We start from the raw sequence: 23,202 nt of genomic DNA, 5'->3' as shown, positions 1-23,202 counted from the left end.
AGGGTAACACTCTCAATTGAGGGTGTTACCCTTTTCGATTTTCTTTCTATATAGTTTATCGCCCCTCACTTGACGCCGACTATATAATCTTATTCAGCGACCTTCATGACGAAAAATGTTTTGTTTCAACAAACAGTGGAAAAGTATACACATAGATGAAAAATATAGGAGGTATTCAGTTATGAGTGAAAGATTTTATAATGCGCCAGGACAAGAGCAAGAAGTACAACCGGGATTGCAGTATAAAATGGATCCCGAACCTATTACCGTTACTTCTTCCTATAAAGGCAGTGGGAAATTAAAAGATAAAGTGGCTATTATTACTGGCGGTGACAGCGGAATTGGCCGATCAGTTGCAGTCTACTTTGCCAAAGAAGGCGCCGATGTAGCTATTCTTTATGTCGATAGAGAACAAGAAGATGCCGAAAAAACAAAAGAGCTTGTAGAAGCGGAAGGCCGAAAATGCCTGTTAATCACAGGCGATGTTGGATATGAAGATGTTTGCATAAATGCTGTAGAAAAGACCGTTGAAACATTCGGTAAACTCGATATTCTTGTCAATAACGCTGCAGAACAGCATGTTCAAAAAGAATTTACTGACATAACGTCAGAACAATTGGAACGCACATTCCGAACCAATATATTCGGATATTTTTATATGGCAAAAGCAGCCATGAAACATCTTCCGAAGGGCGGCAAGATTATCAATTCTGCCAGTGTAACAGCCTACCAGGGTAATCCATTGTTAATTGATTACTCATCTACAAAGGGAGCGATCGTATCCTTTACCCGTGCCCTTTCCAATAGTGTTGCTCCTAAGGGAATCTATGTGAATGCCGTTGCACCGGGCCCTATTTGGACACCGTTAATTCCCGCATCCTTCTCTGCTGAGCAAATTGAAGAAAGCTGGGGTCAAAATACACCGCTTGGCCGTATTGGGCAGCCTGATGAATTGGCTCCTACTTATGTTTACCTGGCAAGTGATGACTCGTCCTATGTTTCTGGACAAACCTTGCATGTAAATGGCGGCAGTGTCGTTAATGGATAATGGATAAAGATAGAAAACGGTGAAGACACCTTTAAGATGTCTTCACCGTTTCTTTATAAAAGTACCTTATTTTTTTGTAACAGATGATCGAATAATGAATTGATGCGGAATAATCATACGCATTGTTGGTCCCTGAGGGTTCTTTATTTTGGAAATCAGCAATTTGACTGCCTGATACCCCAATTTCTCTATATTGATATCCACAGAGGAAAGAGGAGGCTTTGACAATTGAGAAATTAAGACATTATTAAAGCTTACTACTGAGATATCCTCTGGAACACTGATATCCATTTCATCAAGCATGTTCAGTACACCAAGTGCCATAAAATCATCAGCAACTATCAATGCTGAAGGAGGTTTTTCAAGATTCATTAATTGCTTGACTGCTTCTTTACCGCCTTCAAGCATGAAATCTTCATGAATCGCATATTCTTTTAAAATAGGTATTCCAGCTTCCTTCAATGCTTCCTCGTACCCTCTCATCCGTTCAATCGTGACGACCAGATGGGCACTCCCTCCAATAAAGGCGATATCCTTATGCCCGTTCGCAAGTAAATAATCGGCTACATCCTTGCCGGCCTGAAAATTATCGTTATCCACATACGTAATACTGCTGTCATGCATTGGTGGTTTTCCAATAACAACAAATGGGAAATTTATTTTATATAGATAGTTCAATACGGTATCGTCAACTTTAGAGTAAAGCAAAATAACTCCGTCCACTCTGCCGCCATGTACCATTTTTTCAACTTCATTAAATATTCCTTCATCCGATATCCCCGTAGTAATATGTAAGCCATACAAGTCTTCATGCGCAGCCTGGCTTAAACCCTTCATAACCGTAGAGAAAAATGGATTTAAAAAAGATCCATCTCCAGACTTGGGCATAACGATTCCTAAAACCTCACTTGACTTGTTTGCCAAGCTTCTCGCTATAAAATTTGGATGATAGCCGAGTTCTTCCATTGCTTCTCTTACTTTTCTTTTTGTCTTCTCGCTTATTCTTGGATTGTTGGCAATTACTCTGGAAACTGTCGAAGGTGCCACATTTGCCAATTTCGCTACGTCTTTTATCGTTATCGCCATACGATTGTTCCCCATTTCCTATTCAGCGATCTGTTTGAAGAGATAGACTCTTGATTCATATGGTGATAAATAGATATTACCCTGTTCGTCTGTTTCTTCACTATGATTATTATAATTACTAAGGATTAGCTCCCCTGTCAACCCATTGAACACCGGTAAAGTAATAGCTTCACTATCTTTATTGAAATTACAGATTACTAAAGCGGTTTGTTCATCTGTAAATCTGGAGTACATGTACACATTAGGATCATCTTCAAGGTAAAGCTTATATTCACCATAAACAAGACAATCATACTGCTTGCGCAAGCGAATCATTTTTTTATAAAAGGAAAGAATCGAATTGGAATCCTGACGCTGATGCTTTACATTAATCTCCTGGTAATTTGGATTCACCTTCATCCAAGGTATTCCTAATGTAAAACCACCGTTTAACGAATCATCCCATTGCATTGGTGTTCTGGAATTATCACGTCCGTTTTTCCATATTACCTTCATAATTTCAAGATGGTCTCTTCCTTTGGCAGTTTCTAACTGATAGTAATTCTTCATGCTAATATCATCGTAATCATTAATAGAAGGAAAGGCTACATTTGTCATGCCAATTTCCTGCCCTTGATAAATAAAAGGGGTACCCTGCATGAAGAAATACATAGTTCCTAGCATCTTAGCGCTTTCTTGCCAATACTCCTGATCGTTTCCCAGTACGGATACAATACGTGGTTTATCATGATTTTCAATGAACAACGCATTCCAGCCTTTACCATGTAATACAGTTTGCCATTTTGACAGGATTCTTTTTAATGATACAAGGTCGAGATCAACTTCAGTTTCTTTTTCCCATAGGCTCAAATGCTCGAATTGAAATACCATATCAAAAGCACCTTTTTGCTCTTCTACCCAGGGGTCTGCATCTTCGGCTCTTACCCCACTTGCTTCTCCCACCGTCATAATGTCATAGTTTGAGTATGTTTTCATCTTTAATTCTTGAAGGAAATCATGAATCCCATCCTGGTCCGTATACATCTTGAAACCTTTTATCCCGTTATCATCTAATCCTGCTGCATCTGGAAAACCAGCCTTCTTTTTTATATGGCTAATAGCGTCAATACGGAATCCGTCAATCCCTTTATCTAACCACCAATTGACCATATTATAAACGGCCTCTCTCATATCCTTGTTCTCCCAATTCAAATCAGGCTGTTTTGTTGCAAATACATGCAAATAATATTGCCCACTTTCCACATCATATTCCCATGCACTGCCGGAGAAAATACTCTCCCAATTATTCGGTGGGCCACTAGGGCTTCCATCACTCCATATGTACCAATCTCTTTTAGGTGAATCTACTGATGTTTTGGATTCTAAAAACCACGGGTGCTCATCACTTGTATGGTTAACAACCAGATCCATTATTAATTTCATACCCCGTTTATGAACTTTCTCCAGTAATTCGTCAAAATCCTTCATCGTTCCAAACTCGTCCATGATTGCTTGGTAATCACTGATATCATAACCATTATCCGCATTGGGGGATTGATAAATAGGGCAAATCCAGATAACATCTATCCCCAGTTCGGTTAAATAATCAAGTTTATTAATTACCCCTCGTAAATCTCCAATCCCATCTCCATTGGAATCTTTAAAACTCTTTGGATATATTTGATAACAAACTGCTTCCTTCCACCATTTCTTATTCAAGCACTTTCATCCTCACTTATGCTAGTCTATGATTATTATTAAAAAAAAGGAGAGAAATAACATCCCTCCATTTTCGTTCAATTATGATTGTTTTGCCGTTTGCCTTTTCTTCGTGCCAAATAAAGGAACCCAAAGAACAAGATATTAACTAAAACGATTACAGCAATGAATACATAATTTACGCCGCTTTTTTCTGCTGCCAAATAGACTTCTGATGTTTCACGATCCAAAGTAATTGAATAGGTATCATTACTTTTTCTGACCATATCTGCATTAAGCCTGCCACGTAACTCTTCACTTGCTGGAAGATTAGCTGCATCAAGTTGAATGGTTTTTGTTTTCGAGCTATTATTAATCGCAACTATCATTATTTGGTCTTCATACTCTCTTTTGTAGACGGCCATTCCATCCTGCTCGTTCAAAAGTTCAAGAGTTCCTTTCCTTAAAGCAGGATATTCTTTACGCAGTGCAGCTATTTTACCAATATATTCAATTAAATCCTTATCTGTTCTGAAATCCATCATACGGCGATTATCAGGTATCTCATTACCATTCATGGCTATTTCGGATCCGTAATAAACCATTGGGATACCAGGCATGGTATACATATGGGTCATTAGTAATTCCCATCTCGTTCCAGGGAATTGATTATGATCCTGCATTGACTTAGTGAATCTAGGTATATCTTCTGTATCAACCATAACTCCCAACTGATGTGGCTGACTCATCGTTTGCATTCGTTCATTCCAGATAGTGAATAATGAATTCATCTTCTGATCCGGTTTAGCAAATACCTCTCTCAACGCTTCCATTTGTTGTTTATCTAGTACACCATCAATGCCTGATTCCTGAAGGCCAACCAAATCAGATGTATTTTCTATAGTACCATTACCAAGTAGAAAGAAATCATTTTTAACCGATTTCATTTCTTTACTGAAATTACTCCAAAAATCAACAGAAACATACTCCAAATCATTCAAGCGATAGCCGTCAATATTGGTTTCTGTAATCCACCACTTCGCAGCATCCAGCAAGTAAGCAGATACTTCAGGATTTTCCTGTGCTAAATCTGGTAATCCATCTATCCATCCAGCCTGCTTCCCTTCCTGGTTACTTGCAGAGGTCACATCTTTTCTTTCATGAAACCAATCTTCTTTTGCCGAATCCTTAAGCCATGGATGATTAGGTCCGACATGATTCGCATTAAAGTCAACGATCACTTTCATATTACGTTTATGAGCTTCTTGCACTAACTGTTTAAATTCCTTTAATGTTCCATAATTCGCATTGATCTTTCTATAATCCAGAGCCCAATCTCCATGATAGCCTGATTCTGTGTTTTCAACGATTGAATTCAGTGCAATAGTGGTAAAGCCCATTTCCTGCAAATAATCTAACTTTTGCATAATACCGGCAAAATCCCCGCCTTGGTATGTATTAAGATTATCAAGGTCCACACTATGATCGTTTTTCGTATTACCATTATAAAATCTGTCCACCATGATGAAGTAGATGGACTCATCCTGCCAATCTCTTCCCTCTATTTCCTCCGCAGATACTGGAATTGTCGAAAGTAAGATAAACGGCGCCAGCAGAATGGCCATTACTTTTTTTAACATACTAATTTCCCCCTTATTTCTCCCATCAAAATAACCTTATCCCTTTGTACCGCCAGCCGTCAATCCGGAAACAAAGTATTTTTGGAAGAATAGGAAAAGGGTAGCAATTGGAATAGCAATTAAAACCGAACCTGCTGCAAACTTGGTGAATTCTGCTCCAAATTTCTTACCAACCAGTTCATATAAACCAACTGCAATCGTATACTGATCACTTGAGCTAATTAATATTTTCGCTAAAATAAAATCTCCGAAAGGAGCAACAAAAGCGAATAACGCTACAACCGCTATGATTGGTTTTGCCAAAGGCAGGACGATTTGGAAGAAGATACGTAAATGACCAGCTCCATCCATCTTCGCACTTTCATCGAGTTCACGTGGAATGGTATCAAGATACCCCTTCATCAACCACGTATTCATCGGAATTTGTCCACCCACATACAGTAAAATTAAGCCGATATGTGTATCCAGCAATCCTGTCCGAACGGCCAATACATAAATGGCAATCAAGGCTGCAAAGTTCGGGATCATTTGTAAAATCAAAAAGGTCATTAATCCATTTTTTCTCCCAACAAACCGATATCGTGAAAACGCATAGGCTGTAAAAGAAACCGTAATAACCGTTAAAATCATTGTCATAATACTAATTTTAAGAGAGTTAAAGTACCAAATCAGATAATCACTGTTTTTCATATCAAATAGCTCTTTATAATGGTCGAGCGTTGGATTTTTGGGAAACATCGTTGAACCGGACAAACTGTTCCCCGGATTAAAGGATGAGCCTATAATCCAAAGAATTGGATAGATGACAATGGCAAACATGATGGCTATGACTATATAAGATAAGGTTAAGCGGATCATTTTATTCTTTTTTGAACTCTTCATTACATCATATCCTCCTCTTGGAAAGACTTAGTCCGTTTGAATTGCCATAATGCTACAGACATGACAATTAGTGAAAGAATCATCGTAACTGCGGCAGCTTTTCCATATTGAGCCGATGTCATTGTCAATCTATAAATCCACGAAATTAATATATCCGTACCCCACGCATTTTGACCCGGTATGGCAGGGCCTCCGTTATTAAATAAAAAGATTAAATTAAAGTTATTAAAATTAAACGTATACTGTGTGATTAGTATAGGCGCAGTGGCAAACAAAACGAGCGGTAAAGTAATTTTTCTGAATTTCTGCATCAAGCTAGCCCCATCTATCGTGGCCGCTTCATATAAATCCTCCGGTATAGATTGAAGGACTCCTGTTGTCATGGCAAAAATAAACGGAAATCCTAACCAGCCCTGTATGAGAATTAAAGCAAGTCTTGTCCAGTTTGCTTCCGTCATCCAATCCACTGGAGGTAATCCAAGAGCCGGAAGAATCGTCGTATTGATAATACCAAATGATTCATTAAACATACCTGAAAATACAAGGATGGATACAAAGGCAGGAACGGCCCAAGGCAAAATCAGGACGGTTCTAATGATAGCCTTGCCCTTTAAATCTTTCTGATTAACCAATACTGCCAGAAAGACTCCGAGTGCAATTTGTAAAGTCGTTGCTGTAAATGTCCATACAATAGTCCAGCCAAACACTTTAAAGAATGTGGTTCTCCATATTTCTATTTTAAAAATATCAATAAAGTTCTGAAATCCAATCCAATCGACCAGATTTGCAGGCGGGGAATGATACAAATCATAGTTTGTGAATGCCAAAAGGAAAGAGAAGATAATCGGAAATATAACAACGAAAATTAATAACAAAAATCCCGGAGAAACAATTAGATAGGGGAATCCATTATCAATTAAATTTTGATATTGCTCGCGTATAGAATTTAATGCAATCTCTTGGTCTCTCTTTTTACCATTGTTATAAGCATCGTAAATATTAAAAGCGTAAATACCTAAACCAATAATCGTTACAATTAACGTTAGAATGCCGTCTATCAATAAAATAACAGAATGATCAAGCTTCGGAATTTCACCTAAAGTGACCAATCCCCAAAATCCAATATTTAACATATCTGCAAAAGCAATAAAAAAAGAGGCTGTCAAAATAAGAAAGATAATTCCTTTTATGTATTGTTTATTAAAAAACTGTCCAAACCCTGGAATAATCGAAAATAAAGCAGCCTTTTTAGCATAGTTGGTTTTTGTTTGAGCAGGAATTATATCCATCGTGGGTTTTTCCCCTTTCTACGAAAAGAATTGGCTATATTCTGTGAAAGCCCAGAAACAAACTTTCTAAAGGGAAGATGAACAAAGAGAAAGTCTCTTCCCGAGTTTTCACTAAAATGCAATATAACCAATACCTTGTTATAAAAGGATAGGCCATATCCAGAATAATTGGATACCGCCTAACCCTTACCTAGCATTATTTTTTATGGTTGGTATCAATATTTGTTTTGATTGTCTTCGCTGCCTCATCCATTGCAGATTTAGCATCTGCTTTACCAGTTGCGATTGTCTCTAAAGCCGCTGCCATCGGGGACCAAACTTCTCCCATTTCTGGTATATTAGGCATTGGAATCGCATATTGGGATTGCTCTGCTACTGCTTTAGAAAATTCATTGTCAGCAATAATTGGATCTTCAATCAATTTTTTAACCGGAGGAATCTCCTGTGTTTTTTCATAACGAACTTTCGCGCTATCATAATTAGTTAAGTGTTCAACCAATTTAGTAGCCCAATCTGTATTTTTAGAGTAAGCTGACACGTGCCATCCTTTAACACCCATGAAGGTTTTCATGTGTTCTCCATTTGGAAGTGTCGGCAATGCAGTTGCTCCAATATCTATACCTGCATCTTTATATCCTTGGAAAGCCCAAGGTCCATTTTGTACGGAAGCCAGTTTTCCTTCATTAAATAAACCATCCTGTGCTGAACCGCCGCTTTCTCCAATAATCCCTTTAGGGAACAGGCCTTCTTTATACCATTTAGCAATAAATTCAGCGCCTTCAATTGCACCTTCATTATTTAGTCCTAAATCATCACGGTTTAGAGATCCATCTTTTTCTCCAAACACATAACCACCCATACCGCCAATTACACCATATGCATGATAAAAATCATCCCATTTAGCTGTAAATCCATATGTTTTGCCTTTTGTGTTCTCTTTTGCAAATGTATATAATTCATCCATTGTTGCAGGCGGTTTTTCCATAAGTTTCTTGTTATAAATAAAGACTGGTGTTTCAGTAGCTTTTGGCAAGCCATATAATTTACCATCATAGGTTTGTGCCTGAACAGAAGATTCTGTAAAAGTATCGATTACACTTTGGTCTACTTTTAGTTCAGCTAATACACCTTCAATAGCTAATTGACCAATTTGATCATGCGGCAATGTGATAACATCCGGACCTTTTCCAGCTGGTCCATCCAATCTGATTTGTTCACGAATCTTATCTGCCATACCCATTTCTTTATATTCAACTTTAATTCCATGCTCTTTTTCAAATGCTTTTATAGCCGGCTCTAAGCCAGGTCCTTTATCTGTATCTTCCCAAATGACTAGTTTTTCAGGTTTATCCGTATTCGTATCTTCCTTACTGCCTGTTTCTTTCTCTCTGTCTGGTCCACAAGCAGCCAGTACGCCAATTACGAGCATGAGCACCATTAACATGGAGTATGCTTTTTTCATGGGTCAACCCCTCCTCTTATAATATCGCTAAGTAAACAAACGTTTGCACATAAGAATGCACTTGATGTTCAAATATAATTTTTGTATTAATTTTCTAATGAAAACGATTGCAGACTCAACACCTTTATTATACTTATTTATCAAAATTTAACAATAATAAAATTGTGAATTATTTATTAAGTTATTTTACATCGTTTTATGGGTAAAAACACATTGTTATTATCTGAAATTTTCGAGATTGAAAATTTATCATTAACTGATATAGTTAATGAATAGAAGGCGCAAGCGTTTGCATTAATATTCACTTGTATATTGAGAGGAGAAAGGTTACATGGAAAAAGCATCTGTTATTCACTTTGCAAGAGATCAATTTATGTATAGTTCATCATTAAACTCCATTACGATTATGATCATGAGTAAAAAAGATGATATTGAAAAGATGGAGTTACTATATGGTGATCCCTATGATTTTCAGGGCAGTGAATGGATTTACAAAGCAAAAAATATGGACTATACCGGCAGTGATGAACTGTATGATTATTGGCGTTCTACCATTGATCTTCCTCACCGCCGAGCTCGCTATACTTTCCGTTTAACAGATAAGAATGCTAAAACAGCCTATTATTCTGAAAAAGGTTTTTACGAGGAACTTCCTAAAGTCGGCCTTCTCTTTGCTTTACCATATCTTCATCATACAGAAGTATTCAGCGCACCAGAGTGGGTTAAAGATACTGTTTGGTACCAAATCTTCCCCGAACGGTTTGCAAACGGGGATGCAAAATTAAATCCTAAAGGTACTTTGCCATGGGGAAGTGCCGCACCGACACCAACCAATTTCTTTGGCGGTGACTTGGCAGGGGTCATCGATCATTTAGATTATCTCAAGGATTTAGGCATTACTGGAATTTATTTCACCCCTGTATTTCATGCTTATTCCAACCATAAATATGACACCATTGATTATATGGAGCTTGACCCTCAATTTGGAACGAAGGAAACATTAAAACGACTCGTTGAAGAAAGCCACAAGCGCGGTATAAGGGTCATGCTTGATGCGGTATTTAATCATAGCGGCTATCATTTCAAGCCATTCCAAGATGTATTAGAAAAAGGAGAGGATTCCAAGTATAAGGATTGGTTCCATACGCGCAGCCTTCCAATGGTTGAAGAAAATCTCAACTATGATGCCTTTGGTTTTGTAGAAACAATGCCAAAATTAAATACAAAGAATCCAGAAGTAAAAGAATACTTGCTAAATGTGGCTAAGTATTGGATCCGTGAATGCAATATTGATGGCTGGAGACTAGATGTAGCCAATGAAGTAGATTTTGATTTCTGGCGTGATTTCCGTAAAGCAGTCAGATCTGAAAAAGAGGATGCATACATACTCGGCGAAATTTGGCATGATTCCATGCCGTGGCTGCGTGGAGACCAATTTGATGCTGTAATGAACTATCCATTCTTAACTGCAATCTTGGAAATTTTCGCCAAAAGCACCATCACACCTACACAGTTTGCTGAAAAAATGACGAAGGTTTATCATATGTATCCACATATTGTGAATATGGCGGCCTTCAATTTAATCGGAAGCCATGACACACCTAGGATTTTAACAGAATGTGAAGGTAATCTTGATAAAATCAAACAAATTTTCACGATATTACTTACCTTTACGGGAACGCCATGCATTTATTATGGCGATGAAATTGGACTAGATGGTGAAGATGATCCCGGCTGCCGTAAATGTATGCCTTGGGAGGACAAAAATCAAGACCTCGAGCTTCGTAAGCATGTGCAATCCTTAATTAACTTACGTAAAGATCATAAGGTCCTCGCCAATGAAGGTGATCTTCTCTTTGTAGCTCATGATCCTGATGTAGTTATGTATAAAAGAGAAAGCTCTGACTCTCTTGCCTATGTGTGCATTAATCTTGGCAAACAATCAAAGTCTATTTCTTTGAAAGAATGGAAGAGTGCTAAGCCACTTTACATGGATTCTAAAAGTCAGTGGAATGATAAAGGTCAGATTACACTTGCCGAAGACGGATATACGATTCTTTCTGTTTCTAAATAAAGTATCTATAAAGCCGCCTGTTTTTGGGCGGCTTTTTTCAACAAAATGCTTTCCATTCTTCAGCAATTATCTCTATAAAACTTACCATAGATACAAATACTCCACTTAAGGACTGTTTTTATCTTAATTTTTTCCTCATGATAATATCCGTTTCTATATATCCTAATTTCTCATATAAATCTCGTGCCCACTTATTGTGACCAAAGACGTGAAGCCCTATATAGTTAAGACCCTGATTTTGGGCGAAGATTTTAATTTCTTACATTGCCTCTTTTCCATAACCAAGTCCTTGATTATCCTTCCAAATATTAATCGTTGAAAGCTGAGCAAGCCAAATCATACCTACTTCTCTCTCTTCCTCACGAATAGAGAATAGGTGATGATTAGCGGTATCTTTTCCATCAGGTAATAACCTTTTAAATTCTGCAGCAGCCTGATCAATTGCTTCTGCCTCCTTCCAATTACCAGCCTTTACGTGTTCATTTGCATAGTTTTTAATTGCATAACTTGATAATTTTGAAACTCATCTGATTTCATTTCTTCCAATCTAACCATTGCCTTCCTCCTATTAAATGAAACTTATCTATAACTTACCTGCTTTAACTCACACCTAAATATTCACTATATTACCAATAAAATAACAAGTTATGTATAACAGTCATCCATATCGCTTGTTAAAGAGCACTTTTTTTGAAAAGAAGATTACAAATTTTTTTCTTTTGGGCAATTTCTGTCGTAAATGCTATTTTTACATGTATAATAAGTAGAGTATTTTTATAGGAGGATTTAAGACAAATGAATCTAGCTTTAGTTATCTTATTTAGTACAGCTGTCGTTTTACTTCTTATTTCATTTATGAAAATGAAAAAGCAAACGAAAGAGGAAAAAAAACAGTTAGACAGTTATTATGCAGTCATGCTCGATGAAACGAACAAACTGCAGGAGCAAATCAATAAATTAGAATTAAATGCAGAGGTTACTGCTCAGGAAGCTGGCATCATGGGTCATCACTCTGAAGAACGCCAAGTTATGGTGAAAATGCTGGACTTATATAAGCGCGGCTATTCCACTAAAAGTATTGCCTCTATGCACAAACTTACGGAGAACGAAGTAGTAGAACTGCTTGCTCCATACGAAGGTCCTAGCCAAAGAAGGAGGAAAATAGCCAATGACGCCTAAAGTTCTGAGTAGCTTTGCTGCAGGGATTATTGTGGCAGCAGGTGTATGCGGCGCCGTATATTTTTCCTCCTCTGAGGAAGAAACGGTTACTCAAGCTGCAGAATCTCCAAAAAATACCGTTACTAAAGAAATGACAGAAGATGAAATGAAAAATGAGCTATCTTCTTTGGGATATGTTATAAAAACAGAGGACGAATACTCCGCTGAACTGCAAAAAGCAGAGCAAACTGCAAAAGAAAACTCTAATCAGCAGGATCAACAAGTTGTCTACAAAACAGTAATCAATGTAGCTAGCGGAATGACTAGTATTGATGTTGCTCAAGCGTTGGTTAAAGGAAAAATCATTAAAGACGCTTCTAGCTTTACGAAAACGATCGAAAGCAGGAAGTTGGAAAACAAACTGAAACCTGGCGTATTTGAAGTGGATAGTACAATGTCTATGGATGAAGTCATTAACCATATATTCAAGTAATATAATGGCCGGGAGCCTTGGAGACTAAATTTACTCTGAAGGTTTCCGGCTTTATATATATTGTTTCATTCTGTTTTTCTTCTAGTATAATGGATTAATCCTCCAATAACTTTCTATTTAGTTCAGAGATTTAAAGAGCAGCTATTCAACAAAGCTTCTGCTAATATAATATCTTTCTTAACACTTGAATATTCTCCACCATCCTCTATACACCAACACACGCTCATAAGAGTTTCGACATATAGGCATTGCCTTATAATAGAATCTGGGATAGTAAGCTCTTTTTCTAAAACTTCAATGATATTGTTTATTTTCTTATACGTTTCCCTATCTTTTTTATTATCAAATTCATTTAATATAAAACGCGGAACATCAAACACTGGGTCACCGATGACACCCTTAGGATCAATAATTATATATTCTCCATCCATACCAAGAAGGATATTATCATGATGTAAATCACCATGAAGCAACGCCTTTTCAGAATACATAGCTGAAATCGATAAATAAATATTCCTCGCTTTTTTCATATATAAATATAGCTCTCTACAATCTTTTTGTTTGCTCATGTATTCTGTTATTCGATCGACCCATTGCATATAACTAGGATAAACCACAGATTTAGATGGGGAGATATGAAGTCCTTTGTAAAAGTGACAAAAAACAGATAATCTTTTTTCAAGTGAATTCTCTTCTCTCAAAGATGTACCAGGCTGTATACGGGCTTCAAGAATGACACCATTTTCAATGTCCGCTTCAATCACTCTACAAAATCCCCGCGCATGATATTGACATAATGTATGATATTCTGAAATAATCTCTCCTAAAGAAGGATCACCTAGTTTCAGGACCACATCACCATATTTTTTAGATTGACACTTAAACACTACCTTTGCGGAATAAGACGGAATGAATTGAATAGCTGTTAAACTCCACTTGTCAGCATAATATACAAGATCTAACAAGACCTTCTTATAAAAATCCAACCCAAAGCGATTAATTATTTTTTCACTTTCGGTTTGACTGAAGCAAAAAGAGAAATCGATCAATATACTACCTCCGTCTCATGTTTTTTTATGTAGAATCACTTTTTTCTTAGACCTTATAAAGCTGCTAAACCATATCTCTATATACTTATTCATCTACAAAATTATTTCCTTATTTCATTCTTAACCGGTAAACATAATACAAAGGTGTAAGACCACAGATAAAAATAACACCTCCTACAAGCAGACCTTCCCCCCATCCATAGCCAGGTGTAATTGAAATGAGAGAGGCAGAAATGACTACAATAGCTGTCAATACTGTTAAACTTATCATAAATGATTTTTTAGGATTAATGTTTTCTTTCTCATGTTCGATACTTACACTCATTGATAAATAAGCAGACACAACAGAGGTTAATATAAATAAAAACCAAAAAGGATTTGAACGCATTTGTTCAAGGCCGCCCTGAAAAAAATCGTATCCAAGTATACATAGAATACCAAGTGTTTGTATGGTATAAGCTATTTTAATATTTTGTAAATTTTTGAAGATAAGCCTCTCATCTGTAATCTTTTTCATTCAATATCCTCCTTTTCAATCCAAAAGATTTCATCTAATTTTGTATTTACTGTATAGCAAATTTGCAAGCATAGCTTTAATGATGGGTTGTATTTCCCTTTCTCAATAAGACTAACCGTTTGCCTTGTAATACCAACAGCTTCAGCCAATTGCTGTTGCGTCAAACCTACTCTTACACGAGCAACTTTTACTAAATTTTCCATAATACACCTCGATGTTAAAGTAACATATATATTCCATAATGTAAAATATAAATTACATAACGAGATTCTTCAGTTATACCGTATTTTGCACGAGAAAAGGCTGCCATGATATAGGCAGCCTTAGTTTTACTTATGAATCCTCCAAAGTAATATTGTAATGCTTAAACCATAAATGTACTTGAATCAAATAAGCAAGTAATTGCGGACCGGACATCAATTGCCCAAACCATGGCTTTTTAAATGAAGATCCTCCAGTATCAACAAGGGCTTTCAGCTGATCTTTATCGAAGAATTCGAATAGGGGGGAATCCCCATCCTCTAATAATTCCTCAAGCCAATCCTTCACAAGCTTTGTATAAAGAGGATTATGCGTTTTCGGATATGGGCTTTTCTTTCTGTATAAAACATCTTCCGGTAGGATTCCCTTCAAGGCTTTCCTTAGAATTCCCTTTTCCCGGTTACCTGCCATTTTCATATCCCACGGTATATTCCAGGCATATTCCACTAGACGATGATCTGCAAATGGAACACGTACTTCTAAACTTGCTCCCATACTCATTCGGTCTTTACGATCCAACAGATTGGTCATAAACCAGGTCATATTTAAATAAAATAACTGCCTTCTTTTTGTTTCTAAGTCAGATTCTCCCGAAAGCAAAGGCGTCTCCTGTAGACTTTCTTGATATTTATGCTTTACATACTCTTCAAGAGATAGCTTTTTTCTCCAGTCTTGTCTAAGTAATTGATTTCGTTCATGGATAGAGCGCATCCATGGAAAAGTATCGTTTGATAATTGTTCAGGATTATGAAACCATGGATAGCCTCCAAAAATCTCATCCGCACATTCTCCAGAAAGACCGACGACATAGTCCTCTTTGATTTTTCTGCAAAACCAAAGCAAAGAAGAATCGATATCTGCCATACCCGGTAAATCTTTTACGATTACGGCCTCTCCCAAATTATTAATCAGTTCTTCCTGACTGATGACACAATAGTGATGTTTCGTGCCAAATTCCTGATTCATTAGTTCAATCCAATGACCATCCGCATTGGGCTGGAATTCATTCGCTTGAAAATGAGCAGCATTATCCTCATAATCAATCGAATACGTATTAAGAGCAGGTTTCCCGTCCATCTGATATTGCTTGGCAGCAATTGCTGTAATGGCACTTGAATCAAGTCCGCCTGATAGGAATGTACATAATGGAACATCTGAAACCAATTGTCTTTTTACAGCATCCGTCACTAGAAAACGGACCTTTTCCACGGTTTCATCTAGACTCTCCTGATGTGTTTCACTCTTCACATTCCAATATCGGTTAATTTTAAGTCCATCTCTATTAAAGGTTAAGGTATGTCCTGGGCGGAGTTCATGAATATTTTTAAAAACCCCTGAACCAGGTGATCGTGAAGGACCAAGTCCGAATATTTCTGCAAGTCCTTCTCTTGTCAGAACCGGCTTGACTCCCGGGTGAGCCATAATAGCTTTTATTTCAGAACCAAATAAAAATTGGCCATTTTGTAGGGAATAAAAAAAAGGTTTTACCCCTAATCGATCTCTTGCCACAAATAATTGTTGTTTGGCTTCATCCCAAATCGCAAAGGCGAATATCCCATTAAAAAAATCCACGCATTTTTCTTGCCATTCCATATAGGCAGTTAACAGAACTTCAGTGTCCGAATGGCCAGTGAATGAATATCCTTTTAATAATAGTTCTTTTCGTATATCTTCTGTATTGTAAAGTTCACCATTATAGCATAGTACAAATTGATTCCCATTTTTTTCACGGATCATAGGTTGTTTTCCACAGAGCGGATCCACCACAATGAGCCTTTTATGTCCCAAACCGACATGTTGGCTATCCCAAATATTCGTGTCATCCGGTCCACGTTTTGAGAGTGTATTTGTCATTTTAATGAGAATCTCTTTCTCTTGATCAATAGATCGATTAAATTCAACCCAGCCAGTAATACCGCACAAAATGCATCATCCTTTCAAACAAGCAAATGGCCCATTCCTGCTAACATGATATGCATCTTACACAAAGTTGTTAATTGTCCAACTTTAAGGGGTGGGGTTATAAAAGAAGATGCTTATGTTAAGAAATAGAAAACAGTGCCATAAATTTTATCATTACAAAACGGATATGCAGTAATTTGAGTTCTACATAGACTCTTTTATCTGCACTTGGAGGCGCACAAATGAAAAATCAACTTAGAAATCAACTATTAAGTAAACAGCTGCGAGCATATACAGAAGGAATCTTTGAAAACATCAATGATCAATGGGTCTTCTTCGATGAAGAAACAGATGAGGCATACCCACTTGAGGAATATATGAATAATGAGATATCCATTTATCGTAATAATCGTTGGAGAAAAGGGACATTAGTAGAAGACGGGAAGCTTTTATCGGGCAAAGAGCTTATTTTTATAAAAGATGAAGACCAGGTTCGTATTAAAAAAAATTTACAATACTCTTTGGAACGATTACTGGAGGAATTAAGGGATGATGCTTTCTTTCAATTCATCACGACGTTAAACAGCATGGATTTCTCTGCTTATGACTGTATCTATGGCTATAACCAATTATCCTTTTCATCTACAGCCCAGTCATCAGGCACGAACTTTTTCATTTTTGATAATGGTGATTATATCTGCTCTGTCCACCACCATTTTAACGAGCACAACAAAGAACAAAACCGCTTTGAATTTACCCTGAATACTGGAAAACGAATGATCATTGAAAAATTAGTAAAGAACAAGGATTAAGGACACTGGCAGCTCATTTCATTTTCACACATCTCCAATCCATTTTAAATCGTGATAACCTAAAGTACTTTCAGCTCGTGAGCACTTTAGGTTATATACTGTTTACTTCAAGTGAAAGGCTGTCTGCTATAGGCAAATTACTTTTTAGAGGGGTTTTATTAGGAGGATACCCTATTTCAGGATAGATGTTTTTTCAGCATTTGCTGCAAATAAGCTTCTGATTGGCCTTTTGGTATACTAAGACTTTCCCACTCTTTACTCTTTATTTGTTTACCTATATAGACGATTTGTCCAATGTGATACGCATAATGAGCTAATTGTCTCTCAATAGCGTCTATTACCAAATGGCTTTCCGCACGTATATATACTTTCTTTAATAAATCTTCACCGCCTAAATTATGTAATGCTTTAAAGAGAGTATTCCATCCGTCTTCTAAAATACCGATCATTTCATCCTTTGTTAAAAGATGAGTTATAAATTCCTGTTCCCGATTCCGATTAGGCTTCTCTCCATCCGAATTCAAGAAATCGGTCCATCTAGATACCATATTGCCGCTTAAATGCTGTACGATAACAGCTACACTATTGGATTCCTCATTTAAAGCCCAATGTATATCTTCTTCTGATAATTGTGAAATTGCTTTATCTCCAAGACTTTTAACACTTTTAAATCGTTCCTTAATAATCCTTAAATACTCATTCTCCATACTCATCAGTATCCTCCCACATCATAAGTCAGGAAATTTTATATCATTAACCGTAAACATTTCTTGTTTAAAATCTACTTTGAACAATTTAACCAATATCAATAAAAAAGTTTTCTATGCTGCGGAAAGAGAATAGACACCATCCCATCCATCCAACTTTTACATATAAGCTATTCATTATCATCTTAATTACTGCACTTACAGATACCGTTTTGGTTTTTTGCTTTTTTGGATATTCCCAGATCCATTTTAAAAACTCGAAAGAAAATCTCTTCTCACAGCCTTCTCCCATATCTGGTCTTGTTTTATTTTGATATTGGAACATTCTTTTAAATGCTCTGTAAATGCAGATTGTTCTCGGTATATCAAGAAAGATTATCGTATCGGCTGCATTTATCCTTATATCCATCGTGCTACTGTAATTACCATCAATAATCCAATATTCTTTTGTTACTAACTCATATTGAACCTGTATTTGTTCCTCTTTAGGAACGCCTACCCATTTAGGTTTCCAAAATAATGAATCAAGATGATAGACATTTATATTCAACTTTTCACCTAGTTGTCTTGCTAAAGTTGATTTCCCTGAACCTCCAGAACCAATAAGCATGATTTTTTTCATATGATTCCCCTGTCAAAATAAAAGGTTTTAATTCTAAAAACTAAAGACAATATCCTTCTTCTATTACCGAACCTCAATATTATAATTTCAACATAATTAGTGTTAATCCTTCTTAAATCAACGTATCTAATGAACTCAAGCGAGTATTCCAAAATAGTAAAAATGCCGGCCACAATCATGCGGCCGACTTCATTTATTATTTTCTGATGATAAGGTAAAAAACTGCGCTAATAATCCCACCAATCAATCCATCCATCATATCAAACATCGTATCCTTATGATCTCGCCCTTGAGCGGTAAAATGAAATAATTGATCGCCCGCAAACTCGAGCAGCTCCCATGCACCAGCTAGACAAAGCGCAAAGATAACCATGAGACTAGCCAGAAACGCTTTCGGCAATTTTTGTGTAAGCTCCTCACCAATTATCTGCCTAGTTAGTACCAATGCTGCATACCCAAGCCAAATCCCGGAGGTAACATGAAGGAAATCATCAAAGTGCTTAATCGCGTACCCTCCGCCAAATGTACCAATTCCAACTGAAATGAAAATAAATATATACGTCATCATCATAAGCGGCCCGTCAAGCGGCTTTTTTGCTTTCCATTGCCAACCTCCTAAGACTACTAAGCTCATACAAGTTAAAATACCCATAAATCCTTTCGTACTGTCACCTTCTATGAACATTATTATCGTTGCAACCCCCATTAACAGTGTAACTATCCAAAACGTGATTGTTTCGATTTTAATTCTATGCATCACTGTTTCTCCTCTCGCTGTCAAAAAAGTATATTTAGTAATAAAATATGCTGTATGTATGGATGCGTTTTATATTCTAATAAATAAAAAATGCCGCACATTTGGCGGCAGCATCAAGTATGATCCATCTGAACAACTAGCTCAATTAACATTACTCATTGTTTTGGTAAGAAAATTAATATGAACACCGCTATGCTACATGATATTCACACACTTCACTAACATAGCAAAATGCTTCTATCCTATTAAATAGATATGAAACTACCATTTGATGAAAAGAACACTTTATAATTTGAAGTGTTTTTTTATCTTTTGGGCAACTTGTTCTGCACTTAAATCTGTATTGTTAATTCTCAGGTAATTTTTCTTGTTTATCTCACCTTCAAGCGAATTTAATCGTAAGTTTTCCATTTAAAACCGGTCTTTTCTCCCATCACTTTCTTCCAAATAACTCGAGTAAGTACGCTATTTTTTCGGTGTCGAACCCATTGGCAAAAGAACGGTCTTTTCGGACCCCTGACCCAAAATGGTATTCCTTTGCATTCAGGAATGAATGCAATTCCTGAATATGCTCCTTAACCAGGCCACCGCCGATTAATATCTCAGGACCCGACCATACATCTGTTAAAGTAATCAGCTGCTGTAGTGTTTCCCTGCCTTCATAGGCTCTTCTTTCACCGCCGGAAGTTAGAATTCGCCTTACATGCTGGGAGTACTGACAAAGTACTTTAAGTCCCTCTACATGAGATTTTAGTTCATCGAACGCCCTGTGGAACGTAATATCAAAATGCGGTACTTCCTTTATCACTTTCTCCAGTAGAGCCTGATCGATTTTCCCGTTCCTCAAGCAGCCAAATACAATCCCTTGTACACCCAAATCTGAAAAGGCTTGAAGCTCTTCTTTCATCGACATCCAATCGAACTCATCATATTCAAAAGAATAGCTATGCGGTCGCAGCATCACCTGAACAGGTATCTTCACATTTTCGATTACACGTTTTATTGTTCCATAACTTGGGGTTAGTCCGCCTTCCGACATGGCAGACACTAATTCCAAACGGTTAAATCCAAGCTGCTCTGCTTTAATGGCATCTTTTTCATTTTCCACTATACATTCCAAAATCATATTATCACCTGCTGCTAGTTCACATTATTTAATCCACGGGATGATATCCCTATAGAGAAAATTATTATTTTATAAACTTCATTATAACAAAACGAACCGAGCGTTATTTTATAAAACAATCAAAATATAACCATTGGTCTAAATAGTAAGATTGAATACTATAAGGGTTTTCACCTTACAAATATAGGTTTAACCCCTTCCCTCTGTATGTATCTGTGAGTATCTGTAAGTTCAAAATCACAGTCACTAATTCCTTGGAATCACGACAGCATTGCACGCTTTTTCATAAAATTCCAGTGGTCCAGCCTGCCCGATGATTGCATATTCATAGCCTATTTCCTGCATCTCTCTTAAACAATGATGAAGGAGAATGAATCCTATTCCTTGGACTCGATTTGATAGAGTAGTACCCATCGGACCGAACAATCCCTTCCTTTTTCTTACTACATCAAAGCAAGCGAATCCAATAATTTGGTTATCGTCTAAAGCGATGAAAATAGGAATATTATCTTTTAAAAACCCATTTTCAATTGAGTCTAGCCACCTAGCTCCAAATTCACTTTCCACAAAGACTTTTAACGATGCGGCATCATTTGGCTCCGCTTTCCGATAATTTATATTACTTGTTAAAATACTTGGGAATTCATAATCCTTCAGAGGAACAGCCATATCTCTCGGGGAAGACATTATTCCAAGTATGCTGGAAACATCTAAGCCATCCAATATGGAATAGGTTGAAAAATCCTTACTTTTAAATATTGCATCAGAAAGATGTCCTTCATTTAAATAAATCTGGTTAAAGCGTTTCATTCGGTTACTTGCATGTATTAACACCTGATTAGTCGATAAAGAAATGTTCATTTTAAAGGGCTCATAACTGATTCCATGTTCGTAAGTATGCGAGTACACTTCTTTAATCCGCTTAACTAATAGCTCCCGAAGTTCTGGATTCTTAATAGATAGCTCAGCACAGACACCTGTCCTTTCAAGCAACATTCCTAATACTAAATGAACTGGATAAATGATATTAGTTGTCCTTTTGGCTTCTATTTCTGCATATTTAAAAATTCTCAAGGTACGTTCCGTAAATCTCAAGAACTTCATCTCCCTTCTGAATTTAAATTAATTCTAGAAGTAAAATGAAAAAACCTTTTATTATAATAAATTAGGAATTAGATTAAATAAAAAAAGCCCAGTCTCTATCGACTGAGCCACTGCTTATCCGAATAATTGAATACCAATAGGTAATCTAAAGCCTAGCAATAACACTAAAACAAACGCAATCCAAAACTGGATGAAGAAAGATTTGTGATTCTTTCCTTTTGATCGCTTCACGTTTGTCATTTCCATTGCAGCGATTACCCAAACACCAATAATCGTCTTGGCGATGTATTCACCACTAATATTGGAAACATTCATTAACATCATGATACCTGTTGCAATAATTAATATGTATAGTACCCTATTAATCATCATCATTATTTTTAAATTTTTACCTGTCATTTTTAAAGATACTAAGAACACAACAATAGATAATACCCACATAAAAATATGTTCATAAGTAGACCCGCTCATAAAATCCCCCCACTTTCAGCAATATTCAACATAATAGTAGCATACTAGGTTGTATTCTACGAACATTATGTATTTACAATTTATTTAGAAATGATAGATTTTAAAGTCCCAATCGATTCTATAGTTATTTCAATCACATCCCCGTCTTTTAAATAACGCGGTGGTTTAAACCCTTTTCCTACTCCTGCCGGTGTACCGGTCGCAATAATGTCGCCAGGCTCCAGCGTAATTCCCTTCGAAATAGTAGCGATGATTTCGTCAATTGGAAACAAAAATAATGACGTTCTGGCATGCTGCCTTGTTTCCCCGTTTACTTTTGTTTTAATTTCCAGATCATACGGATGTGGCACATGATCTTTTGAAACAATCCATGGACCCATTGGACACGTACCATCCAGGCTTTTTCCCAGGAAATATTGCTGATGCTTTGATTGCAAATCTCTTGCTGTAATATCGTTTAAGATGGTATATCCAAAAACATGATCATAAGCTTTTTCACGGGAAATAGAGGTTCCCTTTTTGCCAATTACAATAGCCAATTCCCCTTCATAGTCCAGCTCATTCGTTACTTCTGTATGAAGAGGCACAACTTGTTTATGGGCATTGACTGCGGTTGGAGCCTTCGTAAATACAATCATATCCTCCGGTGGAACCCCGCCATCAAATTCAGTAGCATGTGCAGCGTAATTTTTACCTACACAAAAAATATTTTTGTGCGGACGCGGCAGAGGAGCCAGCCATATTAAAGAGTCGATTGATTTACCTTCTGTTTTCTCTGCAGCTTGTACCCATCCCTGAAGCTTTGGCAGCCATGTTTCAGATTCTTCAATCAAAGCCTGTAAAGAAGTTGGCAATCCTTTCAGTACCTCACTGGATTGCCTAATTACTTCTAAAGAATAAAATAAATCCTGATCAATCAGTCCTGCTACTGCTTGTCCATTATCATTGACGGTTGAAAATTTCATCCTTCCCACATTCCTTTCATATTGGTTTAAAACCATTTATGCAGCTCTTCCCTGCTACTAAAATGATAAATTACGTATCTCTATCCTTTTAAGCTATACT

General features: G+C 36.9%; 22 protein-coding genes. 5 read left to right on the top strand and 17 right to left on the bottom strand.

The annotated features are described in order from the left end of the window. Positions 1-181: 181 nt before the first annotated feature. Positions 182-1,048 (top strand): SDR family oxidoreductase, encoded by an 867-nt coding sequence (locus tag AC4G3O_RS07070; protein ID WP_491136007.1) that lies wholly within the window; start codon positions 182-184, stop codon positions 1,046-1,048. Positions 1,049-1,114: 66 nt separating this feature from the next. Here AC4G3O_RS07070 and AC4G3O_RS07065 read toward each other — a convergent pair whose 3' ends face one another. The 6 genes from AC4G3O_RS07065 to AC4G3O_RS07040 form a co-directional block, all read right to left on the bottom strand. Continuing rightward, positions 1,115-2,134 carry a LacI family DNA-binding transcriptional regulator gene (locus AC4G3O_RS07065; RefSeq protein WP_066101581.1) on the bottom strand — a complete coding sequence of 340 codons (1,020 nt, stop codon included), beginning with the start codon at positions 2,132-2,134 and terminating at the stop codon, positions 1,115-1,117. An 18-nt stretch (positions 2,135-2,152) separates the two neighbouring features. Beyond that, positions 2,153-3,832: a glycoside hydrolase family 13 protein gene (locus AC4G3O_RS07060; protein WP_490551947.1), complete on the bottom strand. Its 1,680-nt coding sequence runs from the start codon at positions 3,830-3,832 to the stop codon at positions 2,153-2,155. A gap of 77 nt (positions 3,833-3,909) precedes the next feature. Beyond that, a complete protein-coding gene (locus tag AC4G3O_RS07055) occupies positions 3,910-5,451 on the bottom strand; it encodes an alpha-amylase family glycosyl hydrolase (RefSeq protein WP_139891449.1) in 1,542 nt (513 codons plus the stop codon). Positions 5,452-5,487: 36 nt separating this feature from the next. Continuing rightward, positions 5,488-6,333 (bottom strand): sugar ABC transporter permease, encoded by an 846-nt coding sequence (locus AC4G3O_RS07050; RefSeq protein WP_066101590.1) that lies wholly within the window; start codon positions 6,331-6,333, stop codon positions 5,488-5,490. Then, positions 6,333-7,622 carry a carbohydrate ABC transporter permease gene (locus AC4G3O_RS07045; RefSeq protein WP_066101593.1) on the bottom strand — a complete coding sequence of 430 codons (1,290 nt, stop codon included), beginning with the start codon at positions 7,620-7,622 and terminating at the stop codon, positions 6,333-6,335. The genes AC4G3O_RS07050 and AC4G3O_RS07045 overlap by 1 nt, the downstream gene beginning before the upstream one ends. A 196-nt stretch (positions 7,623-7,818) precedes the next feature. Next, positions 7,819-9,084, bottom strand: a complete 1,266-nt coding sequence (locus AC4G3O_RS07040) for an extracellular solute-binding protein (protein ID WP_066101595.1) — start codon at positions 9,082-9,084, stop codon at positions 7,819-7,821. A 331-nt stretch (positions 9,085-9,415) separates the two neighbouring features. Between AC4G3O_RS07040 and AC4G3O_RS07035 the strand changes: the two genes are divergently transcribed. From AC4G3O_RS07035 to AC4G3O_RS07025, 3 genes are all read left to right on the top strand, one after another. Then, positions 9,416-11,158 carry a glycoside hydrolase family 13 protein gene (locus tag AC4G3O_RS07035; RefSeq protein ID WP_490551951.1) on the top strand — a complete coding sequence of 581 codons (1,743 nt, stop codon included), beginning with the start codon at positions 9,416-9,418 and terminating at the stop codon, positions 11,156-11,158. A 795-nt stretch (positions 11,159-11,953) separates the two neighbouring features. Beyond that, positions 11,954-12,337, top strand: a complete 384-nt coding sequence (locus AC4G3O_RS07030; protein WP_139891451.1) for a hypothetical protein — start codon at positions 11,954-11,956, stop codon at positions 12,335-12,337. Continuing rightward, the gene (locus AC4G3O_RS07025) at positions 12,327-12,809 is read left to right on the top strand and encodes an endolytic transglycosylase MltG (protein WP_139891452.1); all 483 of its coding nucleotides are present in this window, start codon (positions 12,327-12,329) and stop codon (positions 12,807-12,809) included. Before AC4G3O_RS07030 ends, AC4G3O_RS07025 begins: the two co-directional genes overlap by 11 nt. 122 nt (positions 12,810-12,931) lie before the next feature. On the opposite strand, the gene AC4G3O_RS07020 is transcribed toward AC4G3O_RS07025, so the two are convergent. From AC4G3O_RS07020 to asnB, 4 genes are all read right to left on the bottom strand, one after another. Continuing rightward, positions 12,932-13,858, bottom strand: coding sequence for an aminoglycoside phosphotransferase family protein (locus AC4G3O_RS07020; protein ID WP_254654684.1), 927 nt, complete (start codon positions 13,856-13,858; stop codon positions 12,932-12,934). 109 nt (positions 13,859-13,967) lie between these two features. Then, positions 13,968-14,375, bottom strand: coding sequence for a hypothetical protein (locus tag AC4G3O_RS07015; protein WP_066101603.1), 408 nt, complete (start codon positions 14,373-14,375; stop codon positions 13,968-13,970). Next, a complete protein-coding gene (locus AC4G3O_RS07010) occupies positions 14,372-14,578 on the bottom strand; it encodes a helix-turn-helix transcriptional regulator (protein WP_066101605.1) in 207 nt (68 codons plus the stop codon). Before AC4G3O_RS07010 ends, AC4G3O_RS07015 begins: the two co-directional genes overlap by 4 nt. A 130-nt stretch (positions 14,579-14,708) precedes the next feature. Further along, the gene (gene asnB, locus AC4G3O_RS07005; protein ID WP_139891453.1) at positions 14,709-16,559 is read right to left on the bottom strand and encodes an asparagine synthase (glutamine-hydrolyzing); all 1,851 of its coding nucleotides are present in this window, start codon (positions 16,557-16,559) and stop codon (positions 14,709-14,711) included. A gap of 221 nt (positions 16,560-16,780) precedes the next feature. Here asnB and AC4G3O_RS07000 point away from each other — a divergent pair, with 221 nt between their 5' ends. Beyond that, positions 16,781-17,350 (top strand): DUF2777 family protein, encoded by a 570-nt coding sequence (locus AC4G3O_RS07000; RefSeq protein WP_066101611.1) that lies wholly within the window; start codon positions 16,781-16,783, stop codon positions 17,348-17,350. A gap of 176 nt (positions 17,351-17,526) precedes the next feature. On the opposite strand, the gene AC4G3O_RS06995 is transcribed toward AC4G3O_RS07000, so the two are convergent. The 7 genes from AC4G3O_RS06995 to AC4G3O_RS06965 form a co-directional block, all read right to left on the bottom strand. Then, positions 17,527-18,063 carry a DUF1572 family protein gene (locus AC4G3O_RS06995; RefSeq protein ID WP_491136006.1) on the bottom strand — a complete coding sequence of 179 codons (537 nt, stop codon included), beginning with the start codon at positions 18,061-18,063 and terminating at the stop codon, positions 17,527-17,529. 82 nt (positions 18,064-18,145) lie between these two features. Beyond that, positions 18,146-18,679, bottom strand: coding sequence for a DNA topology modulation protein (locus AC4G3O_RS06990; RefSeq protein ID WP_491136005.1), 534 nt, complete (start codon positions 18,677-18,679; stop codon positions 18,146-18,148). Between the two features lie 196 nt (positions 18,680-18,875). Continuing rightward, positions 18,876-19,436: a DUF2238 domain-containing protein gene (locus AC4G3O_RS06985; protein ID WP_491136004.1), complete on the bottom strand. Its 561-nt coding sequence runs from the start codon at positions 19,434-19,436 to the stop codon at positions 18,876-18,878. A 433-nt stretch (positions 19,437-19,869) separates the two neighbouring features. Continuing rightward, complete coding sequence (locus AC4G3O_RS06980) at positions 19,870-20,562, bottom strand: copper homeostasis protein CutC (RefSeq protein ID WP_491136003.1); 693 nt, start codon at positions 20,560-20,562, stop codon at positions 19,870-19,872. A gap of 246 nt (positions 20,563-20,808) precedes the next feature. Next, positions 20,809-21,657, bottom strand: coding sequence for a GNAT family N-acetyltransferase (locus AC4G3O_RS06975; protein ID WP_491136002.1), 849 nt, complete (start codon positions 21,655-21,657; stop codon positions 20,809-20,811). A 123-nt stretch (positions 21,658-21,780) separates the two neighbouring features. Then, the gene (locus AC4G3O_RS06970) at positions 21,781-22,137 is read right to left on the bottom strand and encodes a YisL family protein (RefSeq protein WP_066101632.1); all 357 of its coding nucleotides are present in this window, start codon (positions 22,135-22,137) and stop codon (positions 21,781-21,783) included. A gap of 80 nt (positions 22,138-22,217) precedes the next feature. Then, positions 22,218-23,102: a fumarylacetoacetate hydrolase family protein gene (locus AC4G3O_RS06965; protein WP_148630870.1), complete on the bottom strand. Its 885-nt coding sequence runs from the start codon at positions 23,100-23,102 to the stop codon at positions 22,218-22,220. Positions 23,103-23,202 lie beyond the last annotated feature (100 nt).

This window comes from Bacillus sp. z14 (2026) (assembly GCF_058313575.1).
This window is presented reverse-complemented; position numbering and strand designations above follow the sequence as displayed.

Excerpts from the sequence above, each read along its gene's own strand:
- AC4G3O_RS06990 (WP_491136005.1), bottom strand. The coding sequence starts at position 18,679 with ATGAAAAAAATCATGCTTATTGGTTCTGGAGGTTCAGGGAAATCAACT.
- AC4G3O_RS07065 (WP_066101581.1), bottom strand. The coding sequence starts at position 2,134 with ATGGCGATAACGATAAAAGACGTAGCGAAATTGGCAAATGTGGCACCT.
- AC4G3O_RS06965 (WP_148630870.1), bottom strand. The coding sequence starts at position 23,102 with ATGAAATTTTCAACCGTCAATGATAATGGACAAGCAGTAGCAGGACTG.
- AC4G3O_RS07050 (WP_066101590.1), bottom strand. The coding sequence starts at position 6,333 with ATGAAGAGTTCAAAAAAGAATAAAATGATCCGCTTAACCTTATCTTAT.
- AC4G3O_RS06985 (WP_491136004.1), bottom strand. The coding sequence starts at position 19,436 with ATGCATAGAATTAAAATCGAAACAATCACGTTTTGGATAGTTACACTG.
- AC4G3O_RS07030 (WP_139891451.1), top strand. The coding sequence starts at position 11,954 with ATGAATCTAGCTTTAGTTATCTTATTTAGTACAGCTGTCGTTTTACTT.
- AC4G3O_RS07015 (WP_066101603.1), bottom strand. The coding sequence starts at position 14,375 with ATGAAAAAGATTACAGATGAGAGGCTTATCTTCAAAAATTTACAAAAT.
- AC4G3O_RS07010 (WP_066101605.1), bottom strand. The coding sequence starts at position 14,578 with ATGGAAAATTTAGTAAAAGTTGCTCGTGTAAGAGTAGGTTTGACGCAA.
- AC4G3O_RS07070 (WP_491136007.1), top strand. The coding sequence starts at position 182 with ATGAGTGAAAGATTTTATAATGCGCCAGGACAAGAGCAAGAAGTACAA.
- AC4G3O_RS07025 (WP_139891452.1), top strand. The coding sequence starts at position 12,327 with ATGACGCCTAAAGTTCTGAGTAGCTTTGCTGCAGGGATTATTGTGGCA.
- AC4G3O_RS06970 (WP_066101632.1), bottom strand. The coding sequence starts at position 22,137 with ATGAGCGGGTCTACTTATGAACATATTTTTATGTGGGTATTATCTATT.
- AC4G3O_RS07055 (WP_139891449.1), bottom strand. The coding sequence starts at position 5,451 with ATGTTAAAAAAAGTAATGGCCATTCTGCTGGCGCCGTTTATCTTACTT.
- AC4G3O_RS07045 (WP_066101593.1), bottom strand. The coding sequence starts at position 7,622 with ATGGATATAATTCCTGCTCAAACAAAAACCAACTATGCTAAAAAGGCT.
- AC4G3O_RS06995 (WP_491136006.1), bottom strand. The coding sequence starts at position 18,063 with ATGAGTATGGAGAATGAGTATTTAAGGATTATTAAGGAACGATTTAAA.
- AC4G3O_RS06980 (WP_491136003.1), bottom strand. The coding sequence starts at position 20,562 with ATGATTTTGGAATGTATAGTGGAAAATGAAAAAGATGCCATTAAAGCA.
- AC4G3O_RS07000 (WP_066101611.1), top strand. The coding sequence starts at position 16,781 with ATGAAAAATCAACTTAGAAATCAACTATTAAGTAAACAGCTGCGAGCA.
- AC4G3O_RS07040 (WP_066101595.1), bottom strand. The coding sequence starts at position 9,084 with ATGAAAAAAGCATACTCCATGTTAATGGTGCTCATGCTCGTAATTGGC.
- AC4G3O_RS07035 (WP_490551951.1), top strand. The coding sequence starts at position 9,416 with ATGGAAAAAGCATCTGTTATTCACTTTGCAAGAGATCAATTTATGTAT.